A 26,471-nucleotide genomic window follows, 5' to 3' on the forward strand; every position below is an offset into this window, starting at 1 on the left:
GCAATTCCCCCCACCCATGGAAGGAACACGACACCCCATGGCAACACGCACCCGCACCCGCACCCTGGGCCGCATCGGCAAGGCCCTGCTGGCCCCCGCCCTCGCGCTCGGCGCCACCATCGGCCTCGCCGCCTCCCCCGCCTCGGCCGCCGTCTGGAACTCCTGCGACCAGTGGGGCAACACGAGCCTCAACGGCTACACGCTCTACAACAACATCTGGGGCTCCGGCGCCGGCAGCCAGTGCATCTGGGCCAACTCCGGAACCAACTGGGGCGTTTGGGCCAACCACCCCAACACCGGCGGCATCAAGTCGTACCCCAACTCCAAGAAGGTGATCAACAAGACGATCACCTCGCTCGGTTCGCTCAACAGCAGCTACAACGTCACCGTCCCGTCGTCCGGCGCGTACAACACGTCGTACGACATCTGGGACACGGACTACGACTACGAGATCATGCTCTGGGTCAACTACAACGGAGCCGTCGGCCCGCTCGGCACCTCGCAGGGCAACGTGACGCTCGGCGGCCACACCTGGGCCGTCTACAAGGGCAGCAACGGCGCGAACGAGGTCTTCTCGTTCCTGCGGACCTCCGACTCCAACTCCGGCACCGTCCAGATCCTCCCCATCCTGAAGTGGATCAAGGACACCAAGGGCTGGATGGGCAACGAGACCATCGGCGACGTGCAGTTCGGCTTCGAGGTCACCTCGTCGTCCGGCGGCCTGGACTTCGCCACCAACAACCTGACCGTCAGCAGCAGCTGAGGTTTGACGGCGGTTGAGCCGTATATAGGCCCGAGCCGGTGCTGTACCCCCATGCGGCACCGGCTCGGGTCGTGCTCTTCCTATGCCTCCGCCCGGGCCTCCGGCGTCAGACGGATCAGCAGCACGCCGGGGGTGCGCGGCAGCGACACCCGCAGTTCGCCGGTGGCCGGGTCCCAGACCGCCGCCGACTCCGCCCGCACGGCCGACGGGTGCAGGATCTCCGTGCGGACGGGGCCGCCTCGGTCCGCCAAGTGCCTTACCGGGAGCGTCACTTCGGAGTCGCCACCGCGCCGCCACACCGAGAGGTACGACGGCCCGCCCGGCACCCTCAGCCCCAGCGCCGGCCACTCGTCCGTCCACCCCGGCAGGCCGAGCGGCCAGAACGGCACCGCACGGGCCAGATCGCCGCGGATCGACTTGTACGTGTCCACCGCGTCCCGCACGAGCCGGAGTTGACGCTCCGTCATGCGGTCGAGATGGCCGGAGAGGTGGATGCGGCCCAGGAGCGCCCCGCCGAGGGTGAAGGTGATCAGGTCGTCGTCGTGGTCGGGCTGGGGATAGGCCCAGACGGCGCCCTGTTCCGGCGGTACCGCCGTGGGTGCGGCGGCGGCGATCGGGGGGTAGCGGAGGGGGTCCTGTTGGTCGCTGGTGGACTGGAGTTGGGCGACGGCCAGGGTGGCGCCGTCCATGCGCATGCCGCCGGAGGCGCAGTTCTCGATCACCAGCCGGGGGTGGCGGTCCAGGACGTCGGAGAGCCAGTCCAGGAAGGCGTGGGCGTGGCCGAGGAGGCCGGCGCCGGGGGAGAGGTCGCCAGGGGCGCTGGTGCCGGGGTCGACCACGATGTTGTAGTCGAGCTTGAGGTAGCCCACGCCCCAGTCGCCGACGAGACGGTCCACCGTCTTGTCGAGGTGCGCGCGGGCGGCCGGGTGGCGCAGGTCGAGCTGGTGGCGGCCCTGTTCGCTCAGCCGGACGCCGTCGCGCTGGAAGAAGGCCTCCGGCGGGAGTGCGGCCGCGACCGGGCTGCGGACGCCGACGACCTCCGGCTCCAGCCACAGACCGGGCACCATGCCGCGCTCCCGGATCCGGTCCAGGACGGCCTGGATACCGCCGTCGGGGAAGCGGCGCGGCGACGGCAGCCACTCGCCGACGCCGTCCCACCAGCCGCCGTCCACCGAATCGTCGTACCAGCCGGAGTCGACACAGAAGTACTCCGCGCCGGCCTCCGCCGCCGCGTCGATCAGCGGCAGCAGCTTCTCGGTCGTCGGGTCGCCCATCAGCGTGTTCATGTAGTCGTTGAAGACGACGGGGAGCGTGACGTGGTCGGGGTGCGGGCGGCGGACGGCCCGGCGGTACGAGGTCAGGGCGGCCAGCGCCTCGTCGAGCCCGGCCCCGAGCGCCAGCGCCGCCGGCACGGTCGTCGACTCCTCGCCCGGCGCCAGCCGTACCCGCCACTGGTGCTCGGCGTCGGTCGGGCCGTTCACGGCCAGGTAGGTGCCGTGCGCGCGTTCCCCCAGGTCCCATCGCCATCCGGCGGGCGACTCCACCTGCCAGACCCACGCGCGGCCCAGGTCCCCCTGCCCACCCCGTTCCGTGAGCGCCCCCATCGGCAGATGCCCGTCGCTCGGCCAGCTGCCCCGCCCGGTAAGGGCGAGCGCGGCCCGGCTGTCGTGCTGATGGACGTCCACGCTGATGTCGGCGACCGTGTCGCGCAGCGGCTCGGTGTACCAACGGCACTCCGCGAGCCAGTCGTTGCGGGCCCGGTGCACGTCGAGGGCGTCGGGGGAGGGGAGCCCGCCGAGGAGGAGGCTGCTGACGGACTGGACGACGACGGGTTCCGTGCCGTCGTTGCGGAGCCGCACCCGGGAGCGGAGGACGGCCACGCCGGCGGGGGAGGACAGCTCGACGAAGGCGGTCAACCCGGTCGCGGGATCGTGGAGTTCGACCGTCAGCCGTTCCCAGCCGCCGCGACTGTCGCGGCGGTGACCCCGGTACGCGAGCCGCGCCCCGAAGGCCGTACCGGTGAAGCGCGGCCCGGACCACCCGCTGCCGTGCCCGAAAGCGGTCAACTCGACGAGCGGAAGCGCGGCTTCAGGGTCGGCCGTATCACTGGAGGGGCCGAGCCGGACCAGCCGCAGCGTTCCGTCCGCGGCCGTCGCGAACGCGGTCTCGATCGCCGGGTGCCCCCAGGTGAAGGCCGTCTCCGGGTGGTTGGGGCCGGTGGAGCTGTCCGTCAGGTCGCTTCCGCCGAAGTCGCTTGCGCCCGAGTCCAAGGTCGCTTCCCCTCCTGAGCCGTCCCGTCGGTTGCGCGCTCCACCGTCGGAGGCGCCCGCGTGAATCCCTCGTTACGTTCTCTTGACGCCCTCTGTGTGACCGGTCACAATCCTGGCATGAATGTGACCGGTCACACAAGGCGCCCGGCGAGCATCCGGGACGTCGCGACCGCCGCCGGGGTCTCCTACCAGACCGTTTCCCGGGTGATCAACGGCCACCCCAGCGTCAAGCACACGACGCGGGAGCGGGTGCTGGCGGCCATCGACGAGCTCGGGTTCCGGCGGAACGCCACCGCGCTCGCGCTGGCCAGCGGCCGCAGCCGGGCCGTGACCGTGCTCACCGCCAACACCACGCACTACGGCTACGCCTCGATCCTCCAGGGCATCGAGGAGGCGGCACGCGCGGCGTCGTACGCGGTCGGGATCGGCGTCCTCGAATCCGCGGACGAGACCGCTGTCGCCGCCGAGGTGCAGCGGGCGGCGGACGCGGGCGGCGGGCTGATCGTGATCGCCTACGATCCGGCCGGTGTCCGGGCGCTCGGTGCCGTGCCCGCCGAACTGCCGGTCGTGGGTGTCGTCGAGACCCCGGCCAGTCCGCCCGGCGGCGACCGCCCCTGGGTGTGGACCGACGACCGCGAGGCCGCCTACGAGGCGACCCGCCATCTGCTCTCCCTCGGCCACGAGACCGTGCACTACGTGGCGATCCCGTCCAGCACGCGGCGGACCAGCGCCGCCCGTACCACCGGCTGGCGACAGGCACTGCGCGAGGCCGGCGCGCCCGAACCCCGTCCGGTGCAGGGGAGTTGGAGCCCGGCCGGTGGCCACGCGGCCGGGGTGAAGCTGGCGGCGGACCCGGCCGTGACCGCGATCCTCTGCGGCAACGACGACCTCGCGCTCGGCGTCCTGCGCGCGCTGCACGAGGCCGGGCGGTCCGTGCCCGGAGAGGTGAGCGTCGCCGGGTTCGACGACGCCCCGCACTCCGCCTATCTGACCCCGTCCCTGACGACCGTACGCCTGGACTTCACCGGCCTCGGGCGGGCCGCCTTCGCCCTGCTGCACGCGGTCGTGGAGGAGTCCGCGCAGATCGCCCCGCACCCGGTGTCCGTACCGGAGCTGGTGGTGCGGGAGAGCTCGGGGCCGCCGCCCGCCAAGACGTGAACACCCCGTACGCACACAGCTGTTCCGCATCCTGCCCTGTCCTGAACCACCTGTTCGCGAAAGGCACGCGATGAAGACAAGAGCTCTCCCGACGCTGGCCCTCATATGCGCCCTAGGCCTGGCCGCCACCGCGTGCAGCGATCCCACGGCGGGAACCTCCGGCGCCGACACGGACACGAAGCAGACGGCCGTCGACCCCACCGCCCGCCTCGACGGCGTGCAGCTGACCATGTGGACCGCGCAGAACACGGTGAACGCGCCCAAGCAGGTCATCGACGCCTTCGAGAAGGCCACCGGCGCCGAGGTGAACACCCAGGCGGTCCCGGATCTCTACGAGCAGAACGTGCCGACCAGGCTCGCCTCCGGCGACCGGCCGGACCTGATGTTCTGGCAGCCGTCCATCTCCACCCTCCCCTTCATCCAGCCGCAGCAGAACCTCCTCCCCCTCGACGGGGAGCCGTGGGAGTCCAAGCTCGGCGACACCGAGAAGTCGCTCGGCATCATCGACGGCAAGCGGTACGCGGCGATCGTCACCAGCCCGGCCATGCTCGGCGTCTACTACAACAAGGACGTCTTCAAGGCCGCCGGGCTGAGCGAGAAGGACTTCCCGAAGTCCTACGACGAACTGCTCGCCCTCGGGCACACCGTCACCGACAAGACCGACGCGGCCGCCTTCTACGAGGCCGGCGGCGACAAGTGGCCCCTCCAGTGGCAGATGCAGGTGCAGCTCACCGACCTCGACAAGCAGTGGTGGGCCGACCTGAACGAGAACAAGGAGAAGTGGACCGACCCGGTCGTCGTCGGCGCGATCAAGAAGTACAAGGAGAAGCTGCTCGACGCCGGGCTCGCCCAGAAGAACTACAGGACGGGCACCTTCACCGGGCAGGCCGACGCGCTGTGGAAGGGCGAGGCGGGCATGGTCCTCAACGTCACCTCCTTCCAGAGCCAGTTGCAGGCCAAGTACTCCACCGCGGAGATCGACGAGAGGATCGGCTGGTTCCCGATCGCCAACTCCGGCGCCACCGGCCTGTATTCGCCCGACCAGACCAACGGCGTGGTCGCCTTCAAGACCGGTGACGACAAGCGGCAGAACGCGGCCCGGCAGTTCCTCGCCTTCTGGCTCGGCCCCGACTACGCCGACTACATCAAGGCGATGAAGATCCCGTCGGTGCAGCCCTCCGTGCCCACCCCGGACGGGCTCCCGGAGACGTCGAAGGACCAGGTCGCGGCGCTGCCCACCGCCATCGGCGTCTTCCAGGCCAAGGCGATCGTCGCTCCGGACACGCACCTGTACCTCGCCGACATGCTCTTCGACAAGAAGAGCCCGCAGCAGGTCGCCCAGGCCATCCAGGACCAGTTCGCACAGGTGGCGAAGGCCCAGGGCGCGCCCGGTTTCTAGCCGGAGGGAGAGGCAGGGCTTGTCGATGGCGGACACGGCCATACGTACCCGTGAACAGGCACCCACGAGACGCGAACCCCGGCGAGTGGGGCGGCTGCCCCGGGCCGCCGTGCACCATCCCTGGTGGTTCGCGCTCCCCGCGATCATCGTCTTCGCGGGCTTCTTCCTGGTGCCCAACCTGCTCAACTTCTACTACCCGTTCACCAACTGGTCCTCGTACCACCCGGACATCGCCTTCACCGGCCTCGACAACTTCACGACCATCGCCGACGACGGCACCCTCGTCCGCGCGATCCGCACGACCCTGCTGTACGCGCTGCTCGCGGCGGTCTTCCAGAACGGCTTCGGGCTGGTGCTGGCCCTCCTGCTGGAGGACGACACCCGCTTCAACCGCTTCTTCCGTGCCGTCTTCTTCCTGCCGGTGCTCATCTCGGCCCTCGCCACGGGGTACGTCTTCCAGGCGCTCCTCGACCAGGACGGTGCGGTCAACTCCGTGCTGGGCACGGACGTTCCGTGGCTGGGCTCGACGACCTGGACGCTCGTCGTCGTCACCCTCATCCACGGCTGGAAGTGGATGGGCCTGTCGATGCTGATCTATCTGGCGGGGCTCAAGGGCATCCCCGGCGACATGCTGGAGGCCGCGCGGATGGACGGGGCCGGGCCCTGGCGGGCCTTCTGGTCGGTGCGCTGGCCGATGCTCGCGCCGGCCCTCACCTTCAACGTCACCACGGCGCTCATCGGCTCGATGAACACCTTCGACATCGTGCAGGCCACGACCGGCGGCGGGCCCGCGGCCTCCACGGAGGTCTTCAACATCTACATGTTCCGGATCTTCGGACAGGGCCTGTACGCACAGGCGTCGGCGATGAGTCTCGTGCTCTTCCTGGTGGTGGTCGCCGTCGCGATTCCGCTGGTCATCGGGTTGCGGCGAAGGGAGCAGCTGCTGTGAGCCCGTCCGTGGTCTGGCGGTACGGCCGCCCGGCCCTCGTCCTGCTCATCGCCGGGCTCGCCGTCGGCGTCCCCCTCTGGCTGGTCCTCGTCACCTCCGCCAAGCCGCAGGCGGAGGCCATCGAGCCGAACCTGGACCCGCCGGAGCACTGGCAGCCCGGGACCAACTACGAGGACGCCGTCGGCCAGGGCGAGATGCTGCGCGGCCTCCTCAACTCCCTGCTGGTCGTGGTCCCTTCGGTGGTCCTCGTGCTGATCCTCGGCGCGGGCGCCGCCTGGGTCTTCGCGCGCCGCAAGTCCAAGCTGGTCTCGGCGGCGTACGCGCTGTGCATCAGCGGACTGCTGCTGCCGCCGGCCGTCATCACCATCGTGATGGAGCTGCGGCAGCTCGGGCTGGCGGGCACCCGTCCCGGAATGATCGCCGTCTACACCGGGATGTACCTCTCCACGTCGATCTTCTTCATGACGGGCTTCATCCGTGCCATCCCCATGGAACTGGAGGAAGCGGCCCGGATCGACGGGGCGAAACCGTTCCGGATCTTCGCGCGGATCGTCCTTCCGCTCCTCCGGCCGGTCATCGCCACCGCGACGATCATGGTGATGCTCTACGCCTGGAGCGACATCTTCTACGCCTTCTTCGTCCTCGGCGGCGGCGACCGGGCCACCCTCCCGCTCAACCTCTACAAGGTCGCGAGCGCCCAGCTCTACCTCAACAACTGGCATCTCGTCTTCGCGTACGTCGTGGTGATGAGCCTGCCGATGGTCGCCGTCTTCCTCGTCGGCCAGCGAAAGATCGTGTCCGGAATCACCAGTGGAGCCGTCAAATGACTGGAGGTCCAACAGAGTGAGCCCCCACCCCGGTACGAGATCCCGTTCGAGAACCGCCCTGATCACAGCACTACTTGGAGTCACCGCCATGGCAGGCACCCTCCCCGCCACCGGATCGTCGGCGGCGGCTGCCGCCGACCCACAGCGCCTCACCGTCGACCTCTCCGCCTCCGAGGGCCCGGTGATGCGCGGCGCCAACGGCGCGCTGTACGGGCTCAGCGACGACGGGGTGCCCAGTGACGCGGCCCTCGCCCCCCTGAAGATCACCAGCATCTCGCAGAAGCCGGAGGGCGGTGCCCAGCACCCCAACGGCGACGCGCTGACCGTCTCCAAGTCGTTCTTCCGCAACGGCGGCGGCGAGATCAACGTGATGATGCAGGACATCTACGCCAAGTGGCCCTACGAGGACCTCGGCATCGACGACTACCTCCCCAAGGTCGACAAGATCGTCAAGGAGGTATCGGCCGACCCGAACAGCGACCGTTTCGTCTACATCCCGTTCAACGAGCCCGACCAGATCTGGTACAAGCTGGACGTCTCCGACCAGGCGCAGTACGAGGCCAACCGCGACCGGTTCTTCAGGGACTGGAAGACGGTGTACGAGCGCATCCGGGCCGTCGACCCCGACGCGCGGATCGCCGGCCCCAACGAAGCCGGCTATCACACACGCCTGTTGAGGGACTTCCTCGCCTTCGCCAAGCGCGAGAACGTCCTGCCCCAGGTGATGACCTGGCACGAGCTGGGCTCCGGCTCGCTGCGGGACTTCCAGGGGCACTACGACGACTACCGCGCCCTGGAGCGGGAAGCGGGCATAGCCCCCCTGAAGATCAACATCGACGAGTACGCCAACCGCCGTGACCTCTCCGTCCCCGGCCAACTCGTCCAGTGGGTCTCGATGTTCGAGCGGAACAAGGTGTACGCCAACCAGGCCTACTGGGACGCCGCCGGCAACATGGACGGCAACGTCGTCCGCTCCAACATCCCCAACGGCGGCTGGTGGCTCTTCCGCTGGTACGCGGGACTCACCGGCGACACCGTCAAGGTGACCCCGCCGCAGGCCAACACCATCGACACCCTCCAGGGACTCGCCTCCCTCGACACCTCCCGCCGCCAGGCCCAGGTCCTGCTCGGCGGCTCCGCAGGCGACACGGACGTCGTGGTCCAGAAGGTCCCCCGCTCCCTCTTCGGCCGCACGGTCACCGCGACCGTCGCCGAGGCCGCCTGGTCCGGCTACGAGGGGCAGCACGCGACCCCGCGCGTCCTCTCCCGTACGAAGGTGAAGATCTCGGAGGGCGGCACGGTGACCGTCCCGCTGCGCGGCCTGCACAAGATGTCCGCCTACCGCATCGTCCTCACCCCCGGTGGCACCGGCACCCCCTCCGCCGTCTCCACCCCCTGGACCGGTTCCTACGAGGCCGAGGACGCCGCGATCACCGACGGCAAGGTCTACACCCAGGGCACGGTCAGCAACGCCAACGGCTACGCGGCCTCCGGCACCAAGGACGTCGGCTCGCTCAACCAGGCCACCAGCAAGGTCGACTTCACCGTGTCGGTCCCGAAGGACGGCACGTACGACCTGGCGATCCTGTACGGCAACCAGTCCGGGACCCCGGCCACCCAGAAGCTGTCGGTCGACGGCGGCGACCCGGTCACCGTCACCTACCCCTCCACCGAGAACTGGACCTACCGCGCCAAGAAGGACCTCACCGTCCGACTCCCGGCGGGCACCCACCGGCTGACCCTCGCCAAGGGCGACGCCGAGGTCACCCTCGACCGCATCGACCTCACCGCCCGCACCGCCGAGCCCGCCGCCTCGTACGAGGCCACGCTCGCCGACATCAGCGGGAAGCCGTCGTACGACTACTCCTCGTCGGCCGGTGTCGGCACCGGCGCGCTCGTGCTGCGCTCCGGTGACAAGGCGGTCTTCGACGTGTACGCCCCGCGAGACGGCTACTACCGCGTGGTGCCCCGGGCGTCGGCACCGGTGAGGCTCGCCCTGCACGGCCAGTCGGTGGCGGCGGTGCCGGACCGCCCGCTGCGGCTGTACCTCGTCGCGGGCAACAACCGCGTCACCGTGACCGCCAAGCACACCGCCGTCCGCTCCCTCGACGTCACGGGTGCGGGATCGACCACCGGCACGCTCTCCTACGAGGGCGCCGCGGCCACGCTCGCGGGCGGGGCCAGGCTGGTCGACTCGGCGTACGCCTCGGCCGGTTCCCACATCGGCTGGCTCGGCAACAGCGCGGACAGCACCGCCGAGTTCACGGTGAACGCGCCCACCACCGGCCGCTACGTCCTGGTCGTCCACTACGCGCACAACGACCGCCGCGACAACGGCCACGCCTACAACACCGACATCATGTCCCGTACGGCGGACATCACGGTCGGGGACGGTGAGCCGCACAAGGTCACCTTCAAGAACACCTGGAGCTGGGACGACTACTGGACGGTGGGCGTCCCCGTCGACCTGGAGAAGGGTGCCAACAAGGTGACCCTCGGCAACGCGGGCGCCTGGGCGCCGGACATCGACCGGATCGAGGTGGGCCGGGTCGTCGGCTAGGACGGTCGAGAGGGGCCGGGTCGCCGGCCGGCACACGAGACCTCGGCCACCGGTGCGCGCCGGTGGCCGGGGTCTGTTCCGTCAGTTCCGGTCGACCTCGGCCCGCAGTGCGTTGTAGTCGGCGAACGCGGACTCGATGTCGGCGCGGGTCAGGCCGTAGCGCGCCAGGTCGTAGCGGTGGGGGCGGCTGCCCTTGGGGCGGGCCACGATCCCGGGGAGCCGGGCGGCGTCGGCGTCGGTCCACCGGGCCCCGACGGCCTCGTAGAGCTTCGGGGCACCCGTGGCCGGGTCGGAGCCGAGCCAGGAGTACGGGACGTCCACCAGCGTCTCGCGGGGGATGGCGGCCCGGGCCGCGAGCGCGCGCTCCATGGAGCGGCTCAGCAGTTCGAGCCACTGGGCGCCGAGGACGTGCAGGTCGAGCGGGCTGAGGGTGCCGATCATGCCCTGCTCGACCAGGCTGCAGAACGACGCGACGACGGTCGCCGGGTCACGGTGGGTCCAGACGATCGTGGCGTCGGGGAAGACGGCGCGCAGTGCGTCGAGGTTTCCGAGGTGCATGGGGGACTTCAGCATCCAGCGGCGGCGCGGGCGGCCGTACTGGAGCACCTGGTAGACCTGCTTGAGGTAGCCGTAGTCCGGGACGAAGTCCCGCTCGAAGTGCCAGGTCTGGTACGCCGGTATGCGGGCCTGCGACAGGGGCACCAGGGCGTGCGGCAGGATGAAGGTGCACTCCTCGGGGCCCTCGGCGGTCATGGGGTGGATGTCCTGGAAGCGCGGGGCGAACAGGTTGAGGCCGCTGACCCACCGGCGCGTGGACGTGATCGCCTTCCTCCGCGGCGCGGGCGACGCGTAGAGGTCGGGCGCGAACAACTCCCACAGCAGCGGGCAGCGGTGCTCGTCCGAGATCGACAGCACGCCGTGGGTGAGCGTGGTGGCGGTGCGCGGCAGGCCGACCACGAACACCGGCTTCTCGATGGGCTCCCGCTCGATCTCGGGGTGCTCGGCGATGAGCTGCCGGACCCGGGCCCGGTTGGTGAGATGCCTGCGCAGATGGGCCTGTGCGGACTGCCAGCCGACCGGCGTCAGGTCCGCGTCGCCCGCCCAGTGCCGCAGCAGGAACCGGAAGCCGTCGGTGAACTCCTCGTCCCCCTCCGTCTGCCCGGCCTTGACGACGATCCGCTCGAAGACCTTGTCGGGGTCGCGCCGGGAGCCGAGCGTGGGCCGGAGTAACAGATTGGCCAGTGTGAGGGGCAGGGGGACGGAGGACATCGAGGACTTCCCTTCGGTGGGGGGTCGGGTGCGATCGAGGGCCGGGCGCGATGCGGTGGGCGGTCGCCCGGGTCGGGCGACGCGGCCGATGGTCACCCGGGTGGGACGGGCGCCGGCGGCCGTCCGGGTGGGACGACCGCCGGTGATCACGCTGTCGCCCGGGCGACCTCCGTCGTCCCCTGGGGCGCCGTGGTCCCCGCCCCGTCCCCGTACCGGGCCCGCAGCTCCGACAGCACACCGGACGCCGCCGCGGTGAGCGGCACCGCGAGGAGCATGCCGAGGATGCCGGCGATGGAGGCGCCCGCCGTGAGGGCCAGCAGGATCGCCGCCGGGTGCATCTGCACGGTCCGGCTGTGGATCATCGGCTGGAGCACGTTGCCTTCGAGGATCTGCACCGCGAAGACCACACCGACCGCCCACAGCGCCGTCACCAGGCCGCGGTCCGCGAACGCGACGAGGATCGCCACCGCGCCCGACAGGAACGCGCCGAGATACGGGATGTACGCGCCGACGAACACCAGCGCGCCGAGGCCGACGGCGCCCGGCACCTGGAGGATCAGCAGGCCGATGGCGATACAGGCGGCGTCGATGAAGGCGATGAGCGTCGTGCCCCGCATATAGCCCTCGATCGCCCGGAACGCGCGCCGGGCCATCACCTCCAGGGTGTCACCGCTGCCGCGCGGCGCGAGCGAGTGCAGGGACGCGACCGCCTTGTCGGAGTCCCGCAGGAAGAAGAACATCAGCAGCATCGCCAGGATCGCCATCGTGACGAACTCACTGACCGCGCTGACCCCGCTGAGCACCCCGGAGGCCGCGGTGCCGCCGAACTTCGACAGCAGTTCCTTCGCGTTCTTCGCGAGGTCGTCCACCGACGTCCCCGCCAGCCCGAACTCGTCGCTCAGCGACTTCGCCGCGTCCCGCAGCGACGAGATGATCTGGTCACCGGTGTCGATCAGCGCGGCCACCACGATGTACGCGGCCCCGCCCATCACCACGATCACGGCCGCACAAGTCAGCCCGGCGGCAAGGGACTTGTTGAACCTCATCGCGACCAGCCGCCGGTGGAGCGGGCCGAGCAGCGCCGTACCGAGCAGCGCGATCAGCACGGGTGTGACCGCGGTCTGGAACGTCACGCAGATCCACACGCCCACGGACACGACACCGGTCACCAGCAGCGTGAGCGCGCTCCACACGGCGATGTGCCGCGCGGGCCCCGGCAGGAAACCGCGGGGGACGCCCGCCTCCGGAGGGGCGACCGTCCTCGGCGCGTCGAGGTACGCGCCGGTGGTGCGTATCGTCGTACGTGTCCGGTGGACGGGTCTGCGCGCGGGCCCGCCCCGACGGCCCGGCCGTCCCCCGCGCGTCGCGCGAGGGTCTCCCGTACGGCTGTTCATCCTCCGTCAACTCCACTCACTCAGAGATCGCGCACACCCCTGAGGATCATGGGATGGCCGTGGCGCCATAGCGTAGACCCGGCCGGCGAACGGCGATCGGGCCGGTCCGCCCGGCGGAGGCGCCACCGCCGCGAGGTGGTCTCCCGCACCCGGGGAAGCAGCAGCCGCTCCACCACCAGCAGCCCATGGAACAGCGCCACACTCATCACACCCAGCGGCGCGACCGCCGGCGAACGCCCGGCGCCGTGTCCGAGTCGGCGCCCGACTGCACCGCCCGCTACGCCGACGAGTTCACCCTCCCCCTCACCGGCCCCGAACAGCGCGCCCAGCTCTACGCCGGCGCACAGGCGGCCCGCGCCCGCATCCCCGACCGGCCGCCCCTGCCCCTCTCCCTCGGCCTGGGCACAGCCTGCGGCCGCAGCGAGGACGAAATCTCCGTCCGCCTCGCCGCCCGGTACGAACAGTCCCGCCTCCCACCGGAGGAACCCCACGGCTCTCCCGCGGGAATCGTCGAACAACTCGGCGCCTACGCGGAGTTGGACACGAATCGGATCTACGTCCGCCTGCGGGCCCTCTCCGACCTCGACCACTGAACCTGCTGATGACCGAGGTCGCACCCCGACCACCGTGACCGCCCAACCCCACGGCGGGCAGCCATGACAGCGGCACCTCGTAGCCGCCGAGCCGGCCCAACCCCCGCCGCCGGGCCCCTACTCGGCGATCGGCAACGACACCCCGTCCCGCAGGAACACCGGAATCCGCTCCAGCGGGGCATCCACGGTCACGGACGCACCACCCTCATACGTCTGCCCGGTCCACGCATCGGCCCACCGGGCCCCCGCCGGAAGATACGTCGTCCAGGAAGTCGCCCCCGCCTCCAACACCGGCGCCACCAGCACATCCCGCCCGAACAGATACGCGTCGTCGACCGACCAGGCCCGCTCGTCCTCGGGGAACTCCAGGAACAGCGGCCGCATCACCGGCAGCCCCTCCTCGTGGGCCTCCCGCATGACCTGAAGCACGTACGGCTTCAACCGCTCCCGCAGCCGCAGATACCGCTCCAGGATCGCCCCGGCCTCCTCCCCGTACGACCAGACCTCGTTGGGCCCACCGGTCATGGCGGGGCCCAACGGCATTCCGGGCTCCCGGAATCCGTGCAGCCGCATCAACGGGGAGAACGCGCCGAACTGGAACCAGCGGACCATCACCTCGCGGTACGCCGGATCGTCGGGGTTGCCCCCGTGGAAGCCGCCGATGTCGGTGTTCCACCAGGGGATGCCGGACAACGCCGTGTTGAGGCCCGCCGCGATCTGCTGGCGCAAAGCCGTGAAGTCGGTGCCGATGTCACCGGACCACAGGGCGGCGCCGTACCGCTGACTGCCCGCCCACGCCGAACGGTTGAGGGAGACGATCTCCTCCTCGCCGGTCGCCTTCAGCCCCTCGTAGAAGGTGCGCGCGCTCTCGGCCGGATAGATGTTGCCGACCTCCAGGCCGGGTCCCGCCCAGTAGCGCAGGTTCTCCTGGAAGCCCGGCTTGATCTCGGGCTCGCAGGCGTCCAGCCAGAACGCCTTGATGCCGTACGGCTCCAGATAGTTCTCCTTCACGCGCGACCACACGAACTCGCGCGCCTGAGGGTTCGTCGCGTCGTAGAAGGCCACCTGGACCGTCGACGCGACCTCCTTGTCCGGCCAGTCGGCGTGCGCCATCGGGCCGTACTGCGTGCCGATGAAGTAGCCGCGCTGCTCCATGAGGTGGTGGTTCTCGCTCAGCGGCGAGACCGACGGCCACACGGACACCACCAGCTTGATGCCCAGCTCCTCCAGCTCACGGACCATGGCAGCCGGGTCGGGCCACTCGGCGAGGTCGAACTTCCAGTCGCCGAGGTGCGTCCAGTGGAAGAAGTCGCAGACGATGACGTCGATGGGCAGGCCCCGCCGCTTGTACTCCCGTGCCACGGCGAGGAGTTCGTCCTGCGTGCGGTAGCGCAGCTTGCACTGCCAGAAGCCGGCCGCCCACTCCGGCAGCATCGGCGTACGGCCCGTCGCCGCGCTGTAGCGGCGCTGTGCGTCGGCCGGGTCGCCCGCGGTGATCCAGTAGTCGATCTGCCGGGCCGAGTCCGCGACCCAGCGGGTGCCGTTGCCGGCCAGCTCGACGCGGCCGATCGCCGGGTTGTTCCACAGCAGGGTGTAGCCGCGGCTGGAGGTGAGCACCGGGATGCCGACCTCGGCGTTGCGCTGGACCAGGTCGAGGACCAGGCCCTTCTGGTCGAGCCGCCCGTGCTGGTGCTGCCCGAGGCCGTACAGCTTCTCGTCGTCGTACGCGGCGAAGCGCTGCTCCAGACGGTGGTAGCCGTTGCCGACGGCGGTGTAGAGGCGCGAGCCGGGCCACCAGAAGTGGGCGCGCGCCTCCGACAGCAGCTCGTGGCCGTCGGCGGTGCGCGTGTAGCGGATCAGACCCTCGGCGTTGACCTCGACGGTGAGCGCGCCGACAGTCAGCCGCCCCGTCCCGTCCTCGATCTTGACGCTGCTCTCGGTGCTCTCCGGCTCGTCGAGGAGGGCGCCCGGCAGTCCGTCGAGGACCGGGCCGCCCAGGCGGGCGCGGACCCGGACCGCGTCCGGGCCCCAGGGCTCGATCCGCAGGGTCTCCTGACGTCCGCTCCATTCCAGGGCGCCGTCCCGCTCACGGAACGTGCCGACGGTGGGGGAGGACTGGGCGAGGCTGACCTCACCCGTCGGTGTCTGGTTCTCGGCAGGCTGATTCACGGGACGGCTCCTGGAAGGAAGGAGTGGCGGCACGCCCGGCTCGGCTCCGGTGGGCCGGACGGTGGTGGGGGTGGAGGAAGGCGGGGGCAGGGCGGATCGGGAAGGCGAGCCCCCGGCATCCGTTAGGCGGCGGCGCGGCACCGCCCACCGGCTCGGTCGGCGGGCTCAGCCCGTGGCGGACAACGGGCCCGTGCTCGCGCGGACCGTCAGCTCGGGGGCGAGGAGCACCACTTCGTCGGTGTCCCGCCCCTCCAGCTTGGCGACCAGTTGCTCCACGGCCCGCCGGCCCATCTCCTGGGCCGGGATGGCGACGGACGTCAGCCGCACCGAGGCCTGTACGGCGACCTGGTCCGGGCAGACCGCGATCACCGAGACGTCCTCGGGCACCGCCCGGCCCTGCTGCCGCAACAGCGCGAGCAGCGGCTCCACCGCGGACTCGTTCTGCACGACGACCCCCGTGGTGCCCGGCCGTTCGTCGAAGATCCGGGCCAGTGTCGCGGCCATCGCGTCGTAGCCGCCCTCGCAGGGGCGGTGCAGTACGCGCAGGCCCAACTCCCTTGCCCGGGACCGGAGTCCGTCGAGGGTGCGCTCGGCGAAACCGGTGTGGCGTTCGTAGACCGCGGGCGCCTCGCCGACGACGGCGATGTCGCGGTGGCCGAGCTTCGCCAGATGCTCCACGCACAGCGCGCCCGTCGCTCCGAAGTCGAGGTCGACACAGGTCAGCCCGCTGGTGTCGGCCGGCAGCCCGATGAGCACGGACGGCTGGTCGGTGCCGCGCAGCAGCGGCAGCCGCTCGTCGTCCAGCTCGACGTCCATCAGGATCATCGCGTCGGCGAGCCCGCTGCCCGTGACACGGCGCACCGCGTCGGGACCCTCCTCGCCGGTGAGCAGCAGCACGTCGTAGCCGTAGGTGCGGGCCGTGGTGGCCACGGCTATGGCGATCTCCATCATCACCGGGACGTACATGTCGGTGCGCAGCGGGACCATCAGGGCGACGATGTTCGACTTGTTGCTCGCCAGGGCGCGGGCCCCCGCGTTCGGGTGGTAGCCGAGCTCCTGGATGCTCCGCTCGACCCGCTGCCGGGTGCCGGCGGAGATGGACCGCTTGCCGCTGAGGACATAGCTCACCGTGCTCGCCGAGACTCCGGCGTGCTGGGCGACCTCGGCGAGGGTGACCATCCAGCTCTCCAAGCGTGTTTAAGCGCTTCGACAGCGCACTTCTGTGGGACAAGGGCGAGTGAGGGTGGCTCGACAGTAGCTCGACGCCGGGTGGGTGTCCATAGGTTGTCGAAGCGCTTCGATAATTGGACGGGCACCCAAGGATGGTGGGGGTGGGGTGAGTGGCGGGTGCGGGTCTGTGTGGGGTTGTCGCCCCCGCGCGGAGGAGGAGCGTAGTGATACAGCCCCGCGCCCCCTCGGGGCGCTCCTGTGCCCCAGCTTAAAACTCGACGGCGGCTTCGGGCGGGTGCGGTGACGACCAGATGCACGGACTTCGACACGATCACGCTCGGCGATTACTGCGTGAACGTCGGCCGAACGGCACGCGAGGGGTGGCGGGGTCACCCTGGATCGGGTACCAACGATCGAGTAGCACCCATCGGTAACCATTCAGGTACCCATGCGGTACGAGATCCCGATTCGCGGCGAGGTGAGCCTCATGTCCGCCCCACCCCTCAAGAAGCCCGTCGTCACAGAACGTGAGGCCCGCCAGGTGGCGGAGGCCGCCCGGGAGCAGGACTGGCGCAAGCCCAGCTTCGCCAAGGAACTGTTCCTGGGCCGGTTCCGCCTCGACCTCATCCACCCCCACCCACTCCCCACCGACGAGGCCGTCCGGCGCGGCGAGCAGTTCCTGAGCAAGCTCCGCGACTTCTGCGAGACGAAGGTCGACGGAGCGCTGATCGAGCGCGAGGCCCGGATCCCCGACGAGGTGATCAACGGGCTCAAGGAGCTCGGCGCCCTCGGCATGAAGATCGACCCCAAGTACGGCGGTCTCGGCCTCACCCAGGTGTACTACAACAAGGCGCTGGCCCTGGTCGGCTCGGCCAGCCCCGCGATCGGCGTGCTGCTCTCCGCCCACCAGTCGATCGGCGTACCCCAACCGCTGAAACTGTTCGGCACGCCCGAACAGAAGCAGAAGTTCCTGCCGCGCTGCGCCCGCACCGACATCAGCGCCTTCCTCCTCACCGAGCCCGACGTCGGCTCCGACCCGGCCCGGCTCGCCACCAGCGCGGTGCCCGAGGGGGACGACTACATCCTCGACGGGGTGAAGCTGTGGACCACCAACGGCGTGGTCGCCGACCTCCTCGTCGTGATGGCGCGGGTGCCGAAGAGCGAGGGCCACAAGGGCGGCATCACCGCCTTCGTCGTGGAGACCGACTCGCCCGGCGTCACCGTCGAGAACCGCAACGCCTTCATGGGCCTGCGCGGCATCGAGAACGGCGTCACCCGCCTCCACCAGGTCCGGGTGCCCGCCGCGAACCGTATCGGCCCCGAGGGCGCCGGCCTGAAGATCGCCCTCACCACCCTCAACACCGGCCGGCTCTCGCTCCCGGCGTCCTGCGTGGCCGCCGGCAAGTGGTGTCTGAAGATCGCCCGCGAGTGGTCGGCGGCCCGTGAGCAGTGGGGCAAGCCGGTCGCCCACCACGAGGCGGTCGGGCAGAAGATCTCCTTCATCGCCGCGACCACCTTCGCGCTGGAGGCGGTGCTCGACCTGTCGAGCCAGATGGCCGACGAGGACCGCAACGACATCCGTATCGAGGGCGCCCTGGCCAAGCTCTTCGCCTCCGAGATGGGCTGGCGCATCGCCGACGAGCTGGTCCAGATCCGCGGCGGCCGCGGCTTCGAGACGGCGGACTCCCTGCGGGCGCGCGGTGAGCGGGCCGTACCCGCCGAGCAGATCCTCCGCGACCTGCGCATCAACCGGATCTTCGAAGGCTCCACGGAGATCATGCATCTGCTGATCGCCCGCGAGGCCGTCGACGCCCACCTGTCCGTGGCCGGAGATCTCATCGACCCCGAGAAGTCCCTCTCCGACAAGGCGAAGGCGGGCGCGAACGCGGGCGTCTTCTACGCCAAGTGGCTGCCCAAGCTGGTCGCGGGCCCGGGCCAGCTCCCGCGCGCGTACGCCGATTTCCACCCCGCCGGACACCCGGACCTGTCCGGCCATCTGCGGTACGTCGAGCGCTCGGCCCGCAAGCTGGCCCGCTCCACCTTCTACGCCATGTCCCGCTGGCAGGGCCGCATGGAGACCAAGCAGGGCTTCCTGGGCCGGATCGTCGACATCGGCGCCGAACTCTTCGCGATGAGCGCGGCCGTCGTACGCGCCGAACTCCTGCGCACCACCGAGGGTCACGGCCGCGAGGCCTACCAGCTCGCCGACGTCTTCTGCCGCCAGTCCCGCATCCGCGTCGAGGAACTCTTCGGCCGCCTGTGGAGCAACACCGACGACCTCGACCACAAGGTGGTCAAGGGGGTTCTCGGGGGCGCGTACGAGTGGCTGGAGCGGGGCGTGGTCGACCCGTCGGGCGAGGGTCCGTGGATCGCGGACGCGACGCCCGGCCCCAGCGAGAAGGAGAATGTCCACCGCCCCATTCGCTGATATTCCGCACAGGAATTCACCGCTGCCCCGTCCGTCATACCGCTGCTTGCCGCTCACACTTTCCGAGCGGACAATTGAACGGATGACGGACGGGACTACAGCGCCGAGGTGATGAAGGAATGACCGCACTCGGCATGAATTCCCTCACCAACCGGATCATGCGCGCCGGCGAGGGCCGGACACTGCGCCACCTGGAACACACGGCCGCCGACGTCGCCTCGATCGAGGAGGACTTCGCGGCCCTCGACGACACCGGACTGCGCGCTCTCACCGACGAGTTCAAGCAGCGTCACAAGGACGGCGAAAGCCTCGACGACCTGCTGCCGGAGACGTTCGCCACCATGCGCGAGGCCGCCCGCCGCACCCTCGGCATGCGCCACTTCGACGTCCAGGTCATGGGCGGCGCGGCCCTCCACCTCGGCAATATCGCCGAGATGCACACCGGCGAGGGAAAAACACTGGTCGCCACCCTCCCCGTCTATCTCAACGCCCTCACCGGCAAGGGAGTGCACGTAGTCACCGTCAACGACTACCTCGCCCGCCGGGACGCCGAGTGGATGGGAAAGGCGTATGAATTCCTCGGTCTGACCGTCGGTGTCGTCCGCTCCGAATCGACCCCGGCCGAACGCCGGGCCGCCTACGCCTGTGACGTCACCTACGGCACGAACACCGAGTTCGGATTCGACTATCTGCGGGACAACATGGCCCGGTCGAAATCCGAACTCGTCCAGCGCGGCCACCATTTCGCGATCGTCGACGAGGCCGACTCCATCCTCATCGACGAGGCCCGCACCCCGCTGATCATCTCCGGCCCCGCCGACCAGGCACCCCACTGGTACGAGGCCTTCGCCAAGCTCGTCCGCCCGATGAAGGGCGTCCAGGTCCAGGAGGAGCGCTTCACCCGCCCCACCGACAAGGAACGCCTCCAGGAGCTGCGCGCCGGGCACCACTACGAGTACGACCCGCGCAAACGCACCGTCGCGATCCTCGACGAGGGCGTCGAGCACGTCCAGGACCAGCTCGGCATCGACAGCCTCTACGAGGCCGACCACACCCCGCTGATCGGCCACCTCAACAACGCCCTCAAGGCGAAGGAGTTGTTCCACAAGGACCAGGAGTACGTCGTCATCGACGGCGAGGTCATGATCGTCGACGAGCACACCGGCCGTATCCTCCCCGGCCGCCGCTACGACGAGGGCCTGCACCAGGCCATCGAGGCGAAGGAGGGCGTACGGGTCAAGGACGAGAACCAGACCCTCGCCACCATCACCCTGCAGAACTTCTTCCGCCTCTACGGCAAACTCTCCGGGATGACCGGCACGGCGATGACCGAGGCTGCCGAGTTCCACCAGATCTACGACCTCGGCGTCGTCCCCATCCCCACCAACCGGCCCATGGTCCGCAAGGATTGGCCGGACCTGATCTACCGCGGCACGGACGCCAAGTTCGAGGCGGTCGTCGACGACATCGCGGAACGCCACGCCAAGGGCCAGCCGGTGCTGGTCGGCACCACGACGGTCGAGGTCTCTGAGGCACTCTCCGGCCGGCTCCGCGCGCGCCGCGTCCCGCACGAGGTCCTCAACGCCAAGAACCACCAGCGGGAGGCCCTGATCGTGGCCCAGGCGGGCCGGAAGGGAGCGGTGACGGTCGCCACGAACATGGCGGGCCGCGGCACCGACATCATGCTCGGCGGCAATCCGGAGGCCCTGGCCCGCGCGGCGTTCCCGGAGGAGGCGAGCGAGGAGGAGCGACAGGCGATCCTCGACCGGACGACCACCGAAGTGGCCGCCGAGCGCGAGGAGGTCACGGCGCTGGGCGGCCTCTACGTCCTCGGCACCGAACGCCACGACGCCCGCCGCATCGACAACCAGCTCCGCGGCCGCTCGGGCCGCCAGGGCGACCCGGGGGAGTCCCGCTTCTACCTCTCCCTCCAGGACAGCCTGATGCGCCTGTTCCAGGCCCAGCTCGTCGAGCGCCTCATGGCCGTCACCCACCTCCCCGAGGACGTCCCCATCGAGAACAAGGTCGTCACCCGCGCCGTCGCCTCCGCCCAGGCCCAGCTCGAACGCCAGCACTTCGAGTCCCGCAAGGACGTCCTGAAGTTCGACGAGGTCCTCAACCGCCAGCGGCAGCTCATCTACGCCGAGCGCCGCCGCGTCCTGGCGGGCGAGAACCTCCGTGAACAGATCCTCCACTTCATGGACGACACCATCGAGGCGTACGTCGCCGCGGAGACCTCCGAGGGCTACCCCGAGGAGTGGGACCTGGACCTCCTGTGGACGGCGGTCGGCCAGCTCTACCCGGTGCGCCTGACGATCGAGGACCTGGAGGAGGAGTACGGCGACCGCGCGAACCTCACCGCCGAGGTCCTGGTCACGGCCCTGACGGACGACATCCACGCCCGTTACGAGGAGAGGGAGGCGGAGCTGGGCGAGGAGTCCCTGCGCAGGCTCGAACGCCTGGTCGTCCTCTCGGTCCTGGACCGCCAGTGGCGCGAGCACCTCTACGAGATGGACTACCTGCGCGACGGCATCGGCCTGCGCTGGACCCTCGGCCGAGAGCCGATCATCGAGTACGAGCGCGAGGGCTTCGACATGTTCGTCGCCATGACCGATGCCATCAAGGAGGAGTCCGTCGGCTTCGTCTTCAACCTCGACGCCACCTCCGAGGGCCCCCTCGGCCCCACCCGTGAAGAGGACGCCCTCCACTTCACGGCCCCGACCGTGGACACGGCCGACGGTGTGGTGGAGGGCGACCGCAAGCGCTAGGGGGCTCAGCAGTACTTGTCGCTGGGGTCCCGCGTCGTCCACGAGCACGAGTCGACCTTGGCGCCGCTCGCCTTCGACAGGGCCGCCGTGTCACTGGTGTTGTTCCAGACGTAGGCCTTGCGGTTCTGGTACTTGTCCGCGGTCGTGTCCTTGGCCGAGCCGGTGTGGACCTTGATGGTCTTCTTCGCCCCGATCTTGACGTTCGGGAACGTGTACTTGTGGTTCTGGGGGTCCTTGAGCACCCAGCCCTTCAGCGAGATCGCCTTCGAGCTCGTGTTCTTGATCTGTACCCACTCGCCGTTGAGGCTCGCGTTGGAGCGGGTGTCCTTGCCGGGGCTGTCGAAGTACACGCGGTAGATGATCACGCCGCCGGCGGCCTCGGCCGGGCTGCTCAGCAGGGTGCCGGTGAGGGCCACGGCTCCGGCGAGCGCGGGCAGGGCAGCGCGTATGCGCTTGTGCATGGAGATCCCCCCAGGGTCCTCGTTCAAGATCGTCGTGGTCCATCGACGATCAGCTGATACGACTGATGCGACTTTTGGATCAGTCGGATAGAAGTCATATCACCCCGTCTTCACGCGTGCTTCACAAACGGAGAAAAGGCATCGTCAACGGCACATCGCACGAAGTGGGTCAACAAGGGGACGCGCGGTCCTGCGGGCCCCCGGATGCGGCCACAATGGGGGGATGAGCGACAGTCCAGCCCCTCTCGCCGATCCGCATCTCGTCTTCGACCCGGTCGACGGCGTACGGGACGTAGTGATCCTCGGATCGACCGGCTCGATCGGCACCCAGGCCATCGACCTCGTCCTGCGCAACCCGGACCGCTTCCGCGTCACCGGGCTCTCCGCCGCCGGAGGGAGGGTGGAACTGCTGGCCGAGCAGGCGCACCGCCTGCGTGTACGGACCGTCGCCGTCGCCCGGGAGGACGTCGTACCGGCGCTGAGGGAGGCCCTGACCACCGCGTACGGAGCAGGGGAGGTCCTGCCCGAGATCCTCGCCGGTCCGGCCGCCGCAACCGAGCTCGCCGCGTCCGACTGCCACACGGTGCTGAACGGCATCACCGGCTCCATCGGCCTCGCCCCGACCCTCGCCGCCCTGGAGGCGGGCCGCACCCTCGCGCTCGCCAACAAGGAGTCACTCATCGTCGGCGGCCCGCTGGTGAAGGCGGTGGCCGAGCCCGGCCAGATCATCCCGGTCGACTCCGAGCACGCCGCTCTCTTCCAGGCCCTCGCCTCGGGCACCCGCGCCGACGTGCGCAAGCTGGTCGTCACCGCCTCCGGCGGCCCCTTCCGCGGCCGTACGAAGGCGGAACTGGCGGACGTGACCCCCGCCGACGCCCTCGCACACCCCACCTGGGCCATGGGCCCGGTCATCACGGTCAACTCCGCGACCCTGGTCAACAAGGGCCTGGAAGTCATCGAGGCGCACCTCCTCTACGACATTCCCTTCGATCGCATTGAGGTCGTCGTGCACCCCCAGTCGTATGTCCACTCGATGGTTGAGTTCACGGACGGATCGACGATGGCCCAGGCGACGCCCCCCGACATGCGCGGCCCCATCGCCATCGGCCTCGGCTGGCCGCAGCGCGTCCCGGACGCCGCGCCCGCGTTCGACTGGACCAAGGCGTCCAGCTGGGAGTTCTTCCCCCTCGACAATGACGCGTTCCCGTCGGTCGGACTCGCCCGGCACGTGGGACAGCTCGCGGGCACCGCCCCGGCGGTGTTCAATGCGGCCAACGAGGAGTGCGTCGACGCCTTCCTGTACGGCGGCCTCCGGTTCGACGCGATCATGGAGACCGTGACGCGGGTCGTCGAGGAGCACGGCACTCCCGGAACGGGAACTTCCCTGACCGTGGCGGACGTCCTCGAAGCGGAGACCTGGGCGCGCGCCCGGGCCCGTGAACTGACCACTACGACAGCCAAACCCACCGAGCGGACTACCGCGGAGGCCCGTGCATGACGACCCTGATGTTCATCCTCGGCATAGTCGTCTTCGTGATCGGCCTCGGGTTCTCGATCGCCTGGCACGAGCTGGGCCACCTGTCGACCGCGAAGCTCTTCGGCATCCGCGTGCCCCAGTACATGGTGGGCTTCGGCCCGACGCTCTGGTCGCGGAAGAAGGGCGAGACCGAGTACGGCATCAAGGCGATCCCGCTCGGCGGCTACATCCGCATGATCGGCATGATCCCGCCCGGCGAGGACGGCCGCCTCGAGGCCCGCTCGACCTCCCCCTGGCGCGTGATGATCGAGGACGCCCGCGCGGCCTCCTTCGAGGAACTCCAGCCCGGCGACGAAAAGCGCCTCTTCTACACGCGCAAGCCCTGGAAGCGCGTCATCGTGATGTTCGCCGGACCCTTCATGAACCTGGTCCTGGCCGTCGTGATCTTCCTCGGCGTGATGATGACCTTCGGCGAACGGACCCAGACGACCACGGTCAGCAAGATCTCGGACTGCGTCATCTCCGCCACCGAGAACCGCTCGAAGTGCAAGGACAGCGACAAGGAGGCCCCCGCCAAGGCCGCCGGCCTGGAGCCCGGCGACAAGATCGTCGCGTTCGACGGCACCCCCGTCGAGGACTGGTCCTCCCTGCAGGCCGACATCCGCGACAACCCCGGCAAGCAGGTCACCCTCACCGTCGAGCGCAAGGGCCAGCAGGTCGACCTGACCCCCACCCTCATCAAGAACCAGGTCAGCCAGACCGACGGCCAGGGCGGCTACGTCGAGGGCAAGTACGTGTACGCCGGCTGGCTCGGCTTCACCCCCGCCTCCGACGTCCTCCCGCTGTCCTTCGGCGAGTCCGTGAACCGCATGGGCGACATGATGGAGAACGGCGTCGAGTCCCTGCTCTCCCTGCCCGCCAAGGTCCCCGCCCTGTGGGACGCCACCTTCGGCGACGGCGAGCGCGAGGCGGACTCGCCCATGGGCGTGGTCGGCGCGGCCCGCGTCGGCGGCGAGATCTTCACCATGGACATCCCCGCCACCCAGCAGCTCGCGAGCTTCCTCATCCTGCTCGCCGGCTTCAACCTCTCCCTCTTCCTGTTCAACATGCTCCCGCTCCTCCCGCTCGACGGCGGACACATCGCGGGCGCCCTGTGGGAGTCGCTGCGCCGGAACGCGGCCAAGGTGCTGCGCCGCCCCGACCCCGGCCCGTTCGACGTGGCGAAGCTGATGCCCGTCGCGTACGTGGTGGCCGGAATCTTCGTCTGCTTCACGCTCCTGGTGCTGATCGCGGACCTGGTGAACCCGGTGCGCATCTCCTAGTCACCCGCAGTTCACGGCGGCCGGGCACACTCGCGGAGTGGGGCCCGGCCGCTGTCGTACGGCCATGCCTGTTCCTCTGCGCCCGAACCCCGCAGCGCGGCTCCCCAACGGGTGGGTTCACGGACGGTGATGTGCTCGGGCCCATGCCCGTGCCGTAATCTCGAAGCCTGGAGCCCGCCTGTCCCGGGACCCGATCCTGATCCACAACTTGGGGTTGCACAGCAGATGACTGCGATTTCTCTCGGCATGCCGTCCGTTCCGACCAAGCTCGCCGAGCGCCGGAAGAGCCGGCAGATCCAGGTCGGGTCCGTGGCGGTCGGCGGAGACGCCCCGGTTTCGGTCCAGTCGATGACCACCACGCGTACGTCGGACATCGGCGCCACGCTGCAGCAGATCGCCGAGCTCACGGCCTCCGGCTGCCAGATCGTCCGCGTCGCCTGCCCCACGCAGGACGACGCCGACGCGCTCCCGGTGATCGCCCGCAAGTCGCAGATCCCGGTCATCGCCGACATCCACTTCCAGCCGAAGTACGTCTTCGCCGCCATCGAGGCCGGCTGCGCCGCGGTCCGCGTCAACCCCGGCAACATCAAGCAGTTCGACGACAAGGTCAAGGAGATCGCCAAGGCGGCCGCCGACCACGGCACCCCGATCCGCATCGGCGTGAACGCCGGCTCCCTCGACCGCCGCCTCCTCCAGAAGTACGGCAAGGCCACCCCCGAGGCCCTGGTCGAGTCCGCCCTCTGGGAGGCCTCCCTCTTCGAGGAGCACGGCTTCCGGGACATCAAGATCTCGGTCAAGCACAACGACCCGGTCGTCATGGTCAACGCCTACCGCCAGCTGGCCGCCCAGTGCGACTACCCCCTCCACCTCGGCGTCACGGAGGCCGGCCCGGCCTTCCAGGGCACCATCAAGTCGGCGGTGGCTTTCGGCGCGCTGCTGAGTGAGGGCATCGGCGACACGATCCGGGTGTCGCTGTCGGCCCCGCCGGTCGAGGAGATCAAGGTCGGCAACCAGATCCTCGAATCCCTCAACCTCCGCCAGCGCGGCCTCGAAATCGTCTCCTGCCCCTCCTGCGGCCGCGCCCAGGTCGACGTCTACAAGCTCGCCGAAGAGGTCACCGCCGGCCTCACCGGCATGGAGGTCCCGCTGCGCGTGGCCGTCATGGGCTGCGTCGTCAACGGCCCCGGCGAGGCCCGCGAGGCCGACCTCGGCGTGGCCTCCGGCAACGGCAAGGGGCAGATCTTCGTCAAGGGCGAGGTCATCAAGACCGTCCCCGAGTCCAAGATCGTCGAGACCCTGATCGAGGAGGCGATGAAGATCGCCGAACAGATGGAGGCCGAGGGCATCACGTCGGGCGAGCCGACGGTGGCGGTAGCGGGCTGAGGCCCGCGCCCCTGGAGAGCGGCCGCAGGCCCGCTCTCCAGGGGCGCGGGGAACTGCGCGACAAGCCACGACCAACCCGCACCCGACCGACCACAGCCCCTCCCGAGCTCT

The 26,471-nt window shown here is 69.9% G+C and carries 18 protein-coding genes; 12 read left to right on the plus strand and 6 right to left on the minus strand.

The window, feature by feature from the left end; translation table 11 throughout:
- Positions 1–37: 37 nt before the first annotated feature.
- Positions 38–763, plus strand: a complete 726-nt coding sequence (locus JIX55_RS36255; RefSeq protein ID WP_257567449.1) for a glycoside hydrolase family 12 protein — start codon at positions 38–40, stop codon at positions 761–763.
- 80 nt (positions 764–843) lie between these two features.
- Here JIX55_RS36255 and JIX55_RS36260 read toward each other — a convergent pair whose 3' ends face one another.
- Positions 844–2,997: a glycoside hydrolase family 36 protein gene (locus tag JIX55_RS36260; protein ID WP_257569599.1), complete on the minus strand. Its 2,154-nt coding sequence runs from the start codon at positions 2,995–2,997 to the stop codon at positions 844–846.
- A gap of 153 nt (positions 2,998–3,150) precedes the next feature.
- Here JIX55_RS36260 and JIX55_RS36265 point away from each other — a divergent pair, with 153 nt between their 5' ends.
- The 5 genes from JIX55_RS36265 to JIX55_RS36285 all read left to right on the plus strand — a co-directional run bounded on the left by JIX55_RS36265 (position 3,151) and on the right by JIX55_RS36285 (position 9,926).
- Positions 3,151–4,191 (plus strand): LacI family DNA-binding transcriptional regulator, encoded by a 1,041-nt coding sequence (locus JIX55_RS36265; RefSeq protein ID WP_257567450.1) that lies wholly within the window; start codon positions 3,151–3,153, stop codon positions 4,189–4,191.
- A 70-nt stretch (positions 4,192–4,261) separates the two neighbouring features.
- Positions 4,262–5,590, plus strand: coding sequence for an ABC transporter substrate-binding protein (locus JIX55_RS36270; protein WP_257567451.1), 1,329 nt, complete (start codon positions 4,262–4,264; stop codon positions 5,588–5,590).
- Between the two features lie 25 nt (positions 5,591–5,615).
- Positions 5,616–6,539, plus strand: a complete 924-nt coding sequence (locus JIX55_RS36275) for a carbohydrate ABC transporter permease (protein ID WP_257569600.1) — start codon at positions 5,616–5,618, stop codon at positions 6,537–6,539.
- Positions 6,536–7,366 (plus strand): carbohydrate ABC transporter permease, encoded by an 831-nt coding sequence (locus JIX55_RS36280; RefSeq protein WP_257567452.1) that lies wholly within the window; start codon positions 6,536–6,538, stop codon positions 7,364–7,366. The genes JIX55_RS36275 and JIX55_RS36280 overlap by 4 nt, the downstream gene beginning before the upstream one ends.
- A gap of 88 nt (positions 7,367–7,454) precedes the next feature.
- The gene (locus tag JIX55_RS36285; RefSeq protein WP_257567453.1) at positions 7,455–9,926 is read left to right on the plus strand and encodes a CBM35 domain-containing protein; all 2,472 of its coding nucleotides are present in this window, start codon (positions 7,455–7,457) and stop codon (positions 9,924–9,926) included.
- 81 nt (positions 9,927–10,007) lie between these two features.
- Here the strand turns inward: JIX55_RS36285 and JIX55_RS36290 are convergent, their stop codons facing one another.
- Together JIX55_RS36290 and JIX55_RS36295 are read right to left on the minus strand one after the other, a co-directional pair.
- Positions 10,008–11,195 carry a sulfotransferase family protein gene (locus JIX55_RS36290; protein ID WP_257567454.1) on the minus strand — a complete coding sequence of 396 codons (1,188 nt, stop codon included), beginning with the start codon at positions 11,193–11,195 and terminating at the stop codon, positions 10,008–10,010.
- 146 nt (positions 11,196–11,341) lie between these two features.
- A complete protein-coding gene (locus JIX55_RS36295) occupies positions 11,342–12,388 on the minus strand; it encodes an AI-2E family transporter (protein WP_306820132.1) in 1,047 nt (348 codons plus the stop codon).
- Positions 12,389–12,774: 386 nt separating this feature from the next.
- Between JIX55_RS36295 and JIX55_RS36300 the strand changes: the two genes are divergently transcribed.
- Positions 12,775–13,182, plus strand: coding sequence for a hypothetical protein (locus JIX55_RS36300; RefSeq protein WP_257567456.1), 408 nt, complete (start codon positions 12,775–12,777; stop codon positions 13,180–13,182).
- A gap of 117 nt (positions 13,183–13,299) precedes the next feature.
- Here JIX55_RS36300 and JIX55_RS36305 read toward each other — a convergent pair whose 3' ends face one another.
- Positions 13,300–15,351 (minus strand): glycoside hydrolase family 31 protein, encoded by a 2,052-nt coding sequence (locus tag JIX55_RS36305; RefSeq protein WP_257567457.1) that lies wholly within the window; start codon positions 15,349–15,351, stop codon positions 13,300–13,302.
- Positions 15,352–15,516: 165 nt separating this feature from the next.
- Entirely contained in the window at positions 15,517–16,530 is a 1,014-nt protein-coding gene (locus JIX55_RS36310) for a LacI family DNA-binding transcriptional regulator (protein ID WP_257567458.1), read from the minus strand.
- A gap of 478 nt (positions 16,531–17,008) precedes the next feature.
- Between JIX55_RS36310 and JIX55_RS36315 the strand changes: the two genes are divergently transcribed.
- The gene (locus tag JIX55_RS36315) at positions 17,009–18,949 is read left to right on the plus strand and encodes an acyl-CoA dehydrogenase family protein (protein WP_257567459.1); all 1,941 of its coding nucleotides are present in this window, start codon (positions 17,009–17,011) and stop codon (positions 18,947–18,949) included.
- A 134-nt stretch (positions 18,950–19,083) separates the two neighbouring features.
- Positions 19,084–21,717 carry a preprotein translocase subunit SecA gene (gene secA, locus JIX55_RS36320; protein WP_443046740.1) on the plus strand — a complete coding sequence of 878 codons (2,634 nt, stop codon included), beginning with the start codon at positions 19,084–19,086 and terminating at the stop codon, positions 21,715–21,717.
- Between the two features lie 5 nt (positions 21,718–21,722).
- Here secA and JIX55_RS36325 read toward each other — a convergent pair whose 3' ends face one another.
- Positions 21,723–22,178 (minus strand): lamin tail domain-containing protein, encoded by a 456-nt coding sequence (locus JIX55_RS36325; RefSeq protein WP_257567460.1) that lies wholly within the window; start codon positions 22,176–22,178, stop codon positions 21,723–21,725.
- Between the two features lie 223 nt (positions 22,179–22,401).
- Here JIX55_RS36325 and dxr point away from each other — a divergent pair, with 223 nt between their 5' ends.
- From dxr to ispG, 3 genes are all read left to right on the plus strand, one after another.
- Positions 22,402–23,676 (plus strand): 1-deoxy-D-xylulose-5-phosphate reductoisomerase, encoded by a 1,275-nt coding sequence (gene dxr, locus JIX55_RS36330; protein ID WP_257567461.1) that lies wholly within the window; start codon positions 22,402–22,404, stop codon positions 23,674–23,676.
- Positions 23,673–24,977, plus strand: a complete 1,305-nt coding sequence (locus JIX55_RS36335) for a M50 family metallopeptidase (protein ID WP_257567463.1) — start codon at positions 23,673–23,675, stop codon at positions 24,975–24,977. The genes dxr and JIX55_RS36335 overlap by 4 nt, the downstream gene beginning before the upstream one ends.
- 225 nt (positions 24,978–25,202) lie before the next feature.
- Positions 25,203–26,360, plus strand: coding sequence for a flavodoxin-dependent (E)-4-hydroxy-3-methylbut-2-enyl-diphosphate synthase (gene ispG, locus JIX55_RS36340; protein WP_257567465.1), 1,158 nt, complete (start codon positions 25,203–25,205; stop codon positions 26,358–26,360).
- Positions 26,361–26,471: the final 111 nt, after the last annotated feature.

Source organism: Streptomyces sp. DSM 40750, assembly GCF_024612035.1.
Lineage (GTDB): Bacteria > Actinomycetota > Actinomycetes > Streptomycetales > Streptomycetaceae > Streptomyces.

Excerpts from the sequence above, each read along its gene's own strand:
- JIX55_RS36255 (WP_257567449.1), top strand. The coding sequence starts at position 38 with ATGGCAACACGCACCCGCACCCGCACCCTGGGCCGCATCGGCAAGGCC.
- JIX55_RS36265 (WP_257567450.1), top strand. The coding sequence starts at position 3,151 with ATGAATGTGACCGGTCACACAAGGCGCCCGGCGAGCATCCGGGACGTC.
- JIX55_RS36270 (WP_257567451.1), top strand. The coding sequence starts at position 4,262 with ATGAAGACAAGAGCTCTCCCGACGCTGGCCCTCATATGCGCCCTAGGC.
- JIX55_RS36275 (WP_257569600.1), top strand. The coding sequence starts at position 5,616 with ATGGCGGACACGGCCATACGTACCCGTGAACAGGCACCCACGAGACGC.
- JIX55_RS36285 (WP_257567453.1), top strand. The coding sequence starts at position 7,455 with ATGGCAGGCACCCTCCCCGCCACCGGATCGTCGGCGGCGGCTGCCGCC.
- JIX55_RS36290 (WP_257567454.1), bottom strand. The coding sequence starts at position 11,195 with ATGTCCTCCGTCCCCCTGCCCCTCACACTGGCCAATCTGTTACTCCGG.
- JIX55_RS36300 (WP_257567456.1), top strand. The coding sequence starts at position 12,775 with ATGGAACAGCGCCACACTCATCACACCCAGCGGCGCGACCGCCGGCGA.
- JIX55_RS36310 (WP_257567458.1), bottom strand. The coding sequence starts at position 16,530 with ATGGTCACCCTCGCCGAGGTCGCCCAGCACGCCGGAGTCTCGGCGAGC.
- JIX55_RS36315 (WP_257567459.1), top strand. The coding sequence starts at position 17,009 with ATGTCCGCCCCACCCCTCAAGAAGCCCGTCGTCACAGAACGTGAGGCC.
- secA (WP_443046740.1), top strand. The coding sequence starts at position 19,084 with ATGAATTCCCTCACCAACCGGATCATGCGCGCCGGCGAGGGCCGGACA.
- JIX55_RS36325 (WP_257567460.1), bottom strand. The coding sequence starts at position 22,178 with ATGCACAAGCGCATACGCGCTGCCCTGCCCGCGCTCGCCGGAGCCGTG.
- dxr (WP_257567461.1), top strand. The coding sequence starts at position 22,402 with ATGAGCGACAGTCCAGCCCCTCTCGCCGATCCGCATCTCGTCTTCGAC.
- JIX55_RS36335 (WP_257567463.1), top strand. The coding sequence starts at position 23,673 with ATGACGACCCTGATGTTCATCCTCGGCATAGTCGTCTTCGTGATCGGC.
- ispG (WP_257567465.1), top strand. The coding sequence starts at position 25,203 with ATGACTGCGATTTCTCTCGGCATGCCGTCCGTTCCGACCAAGCTCGCC.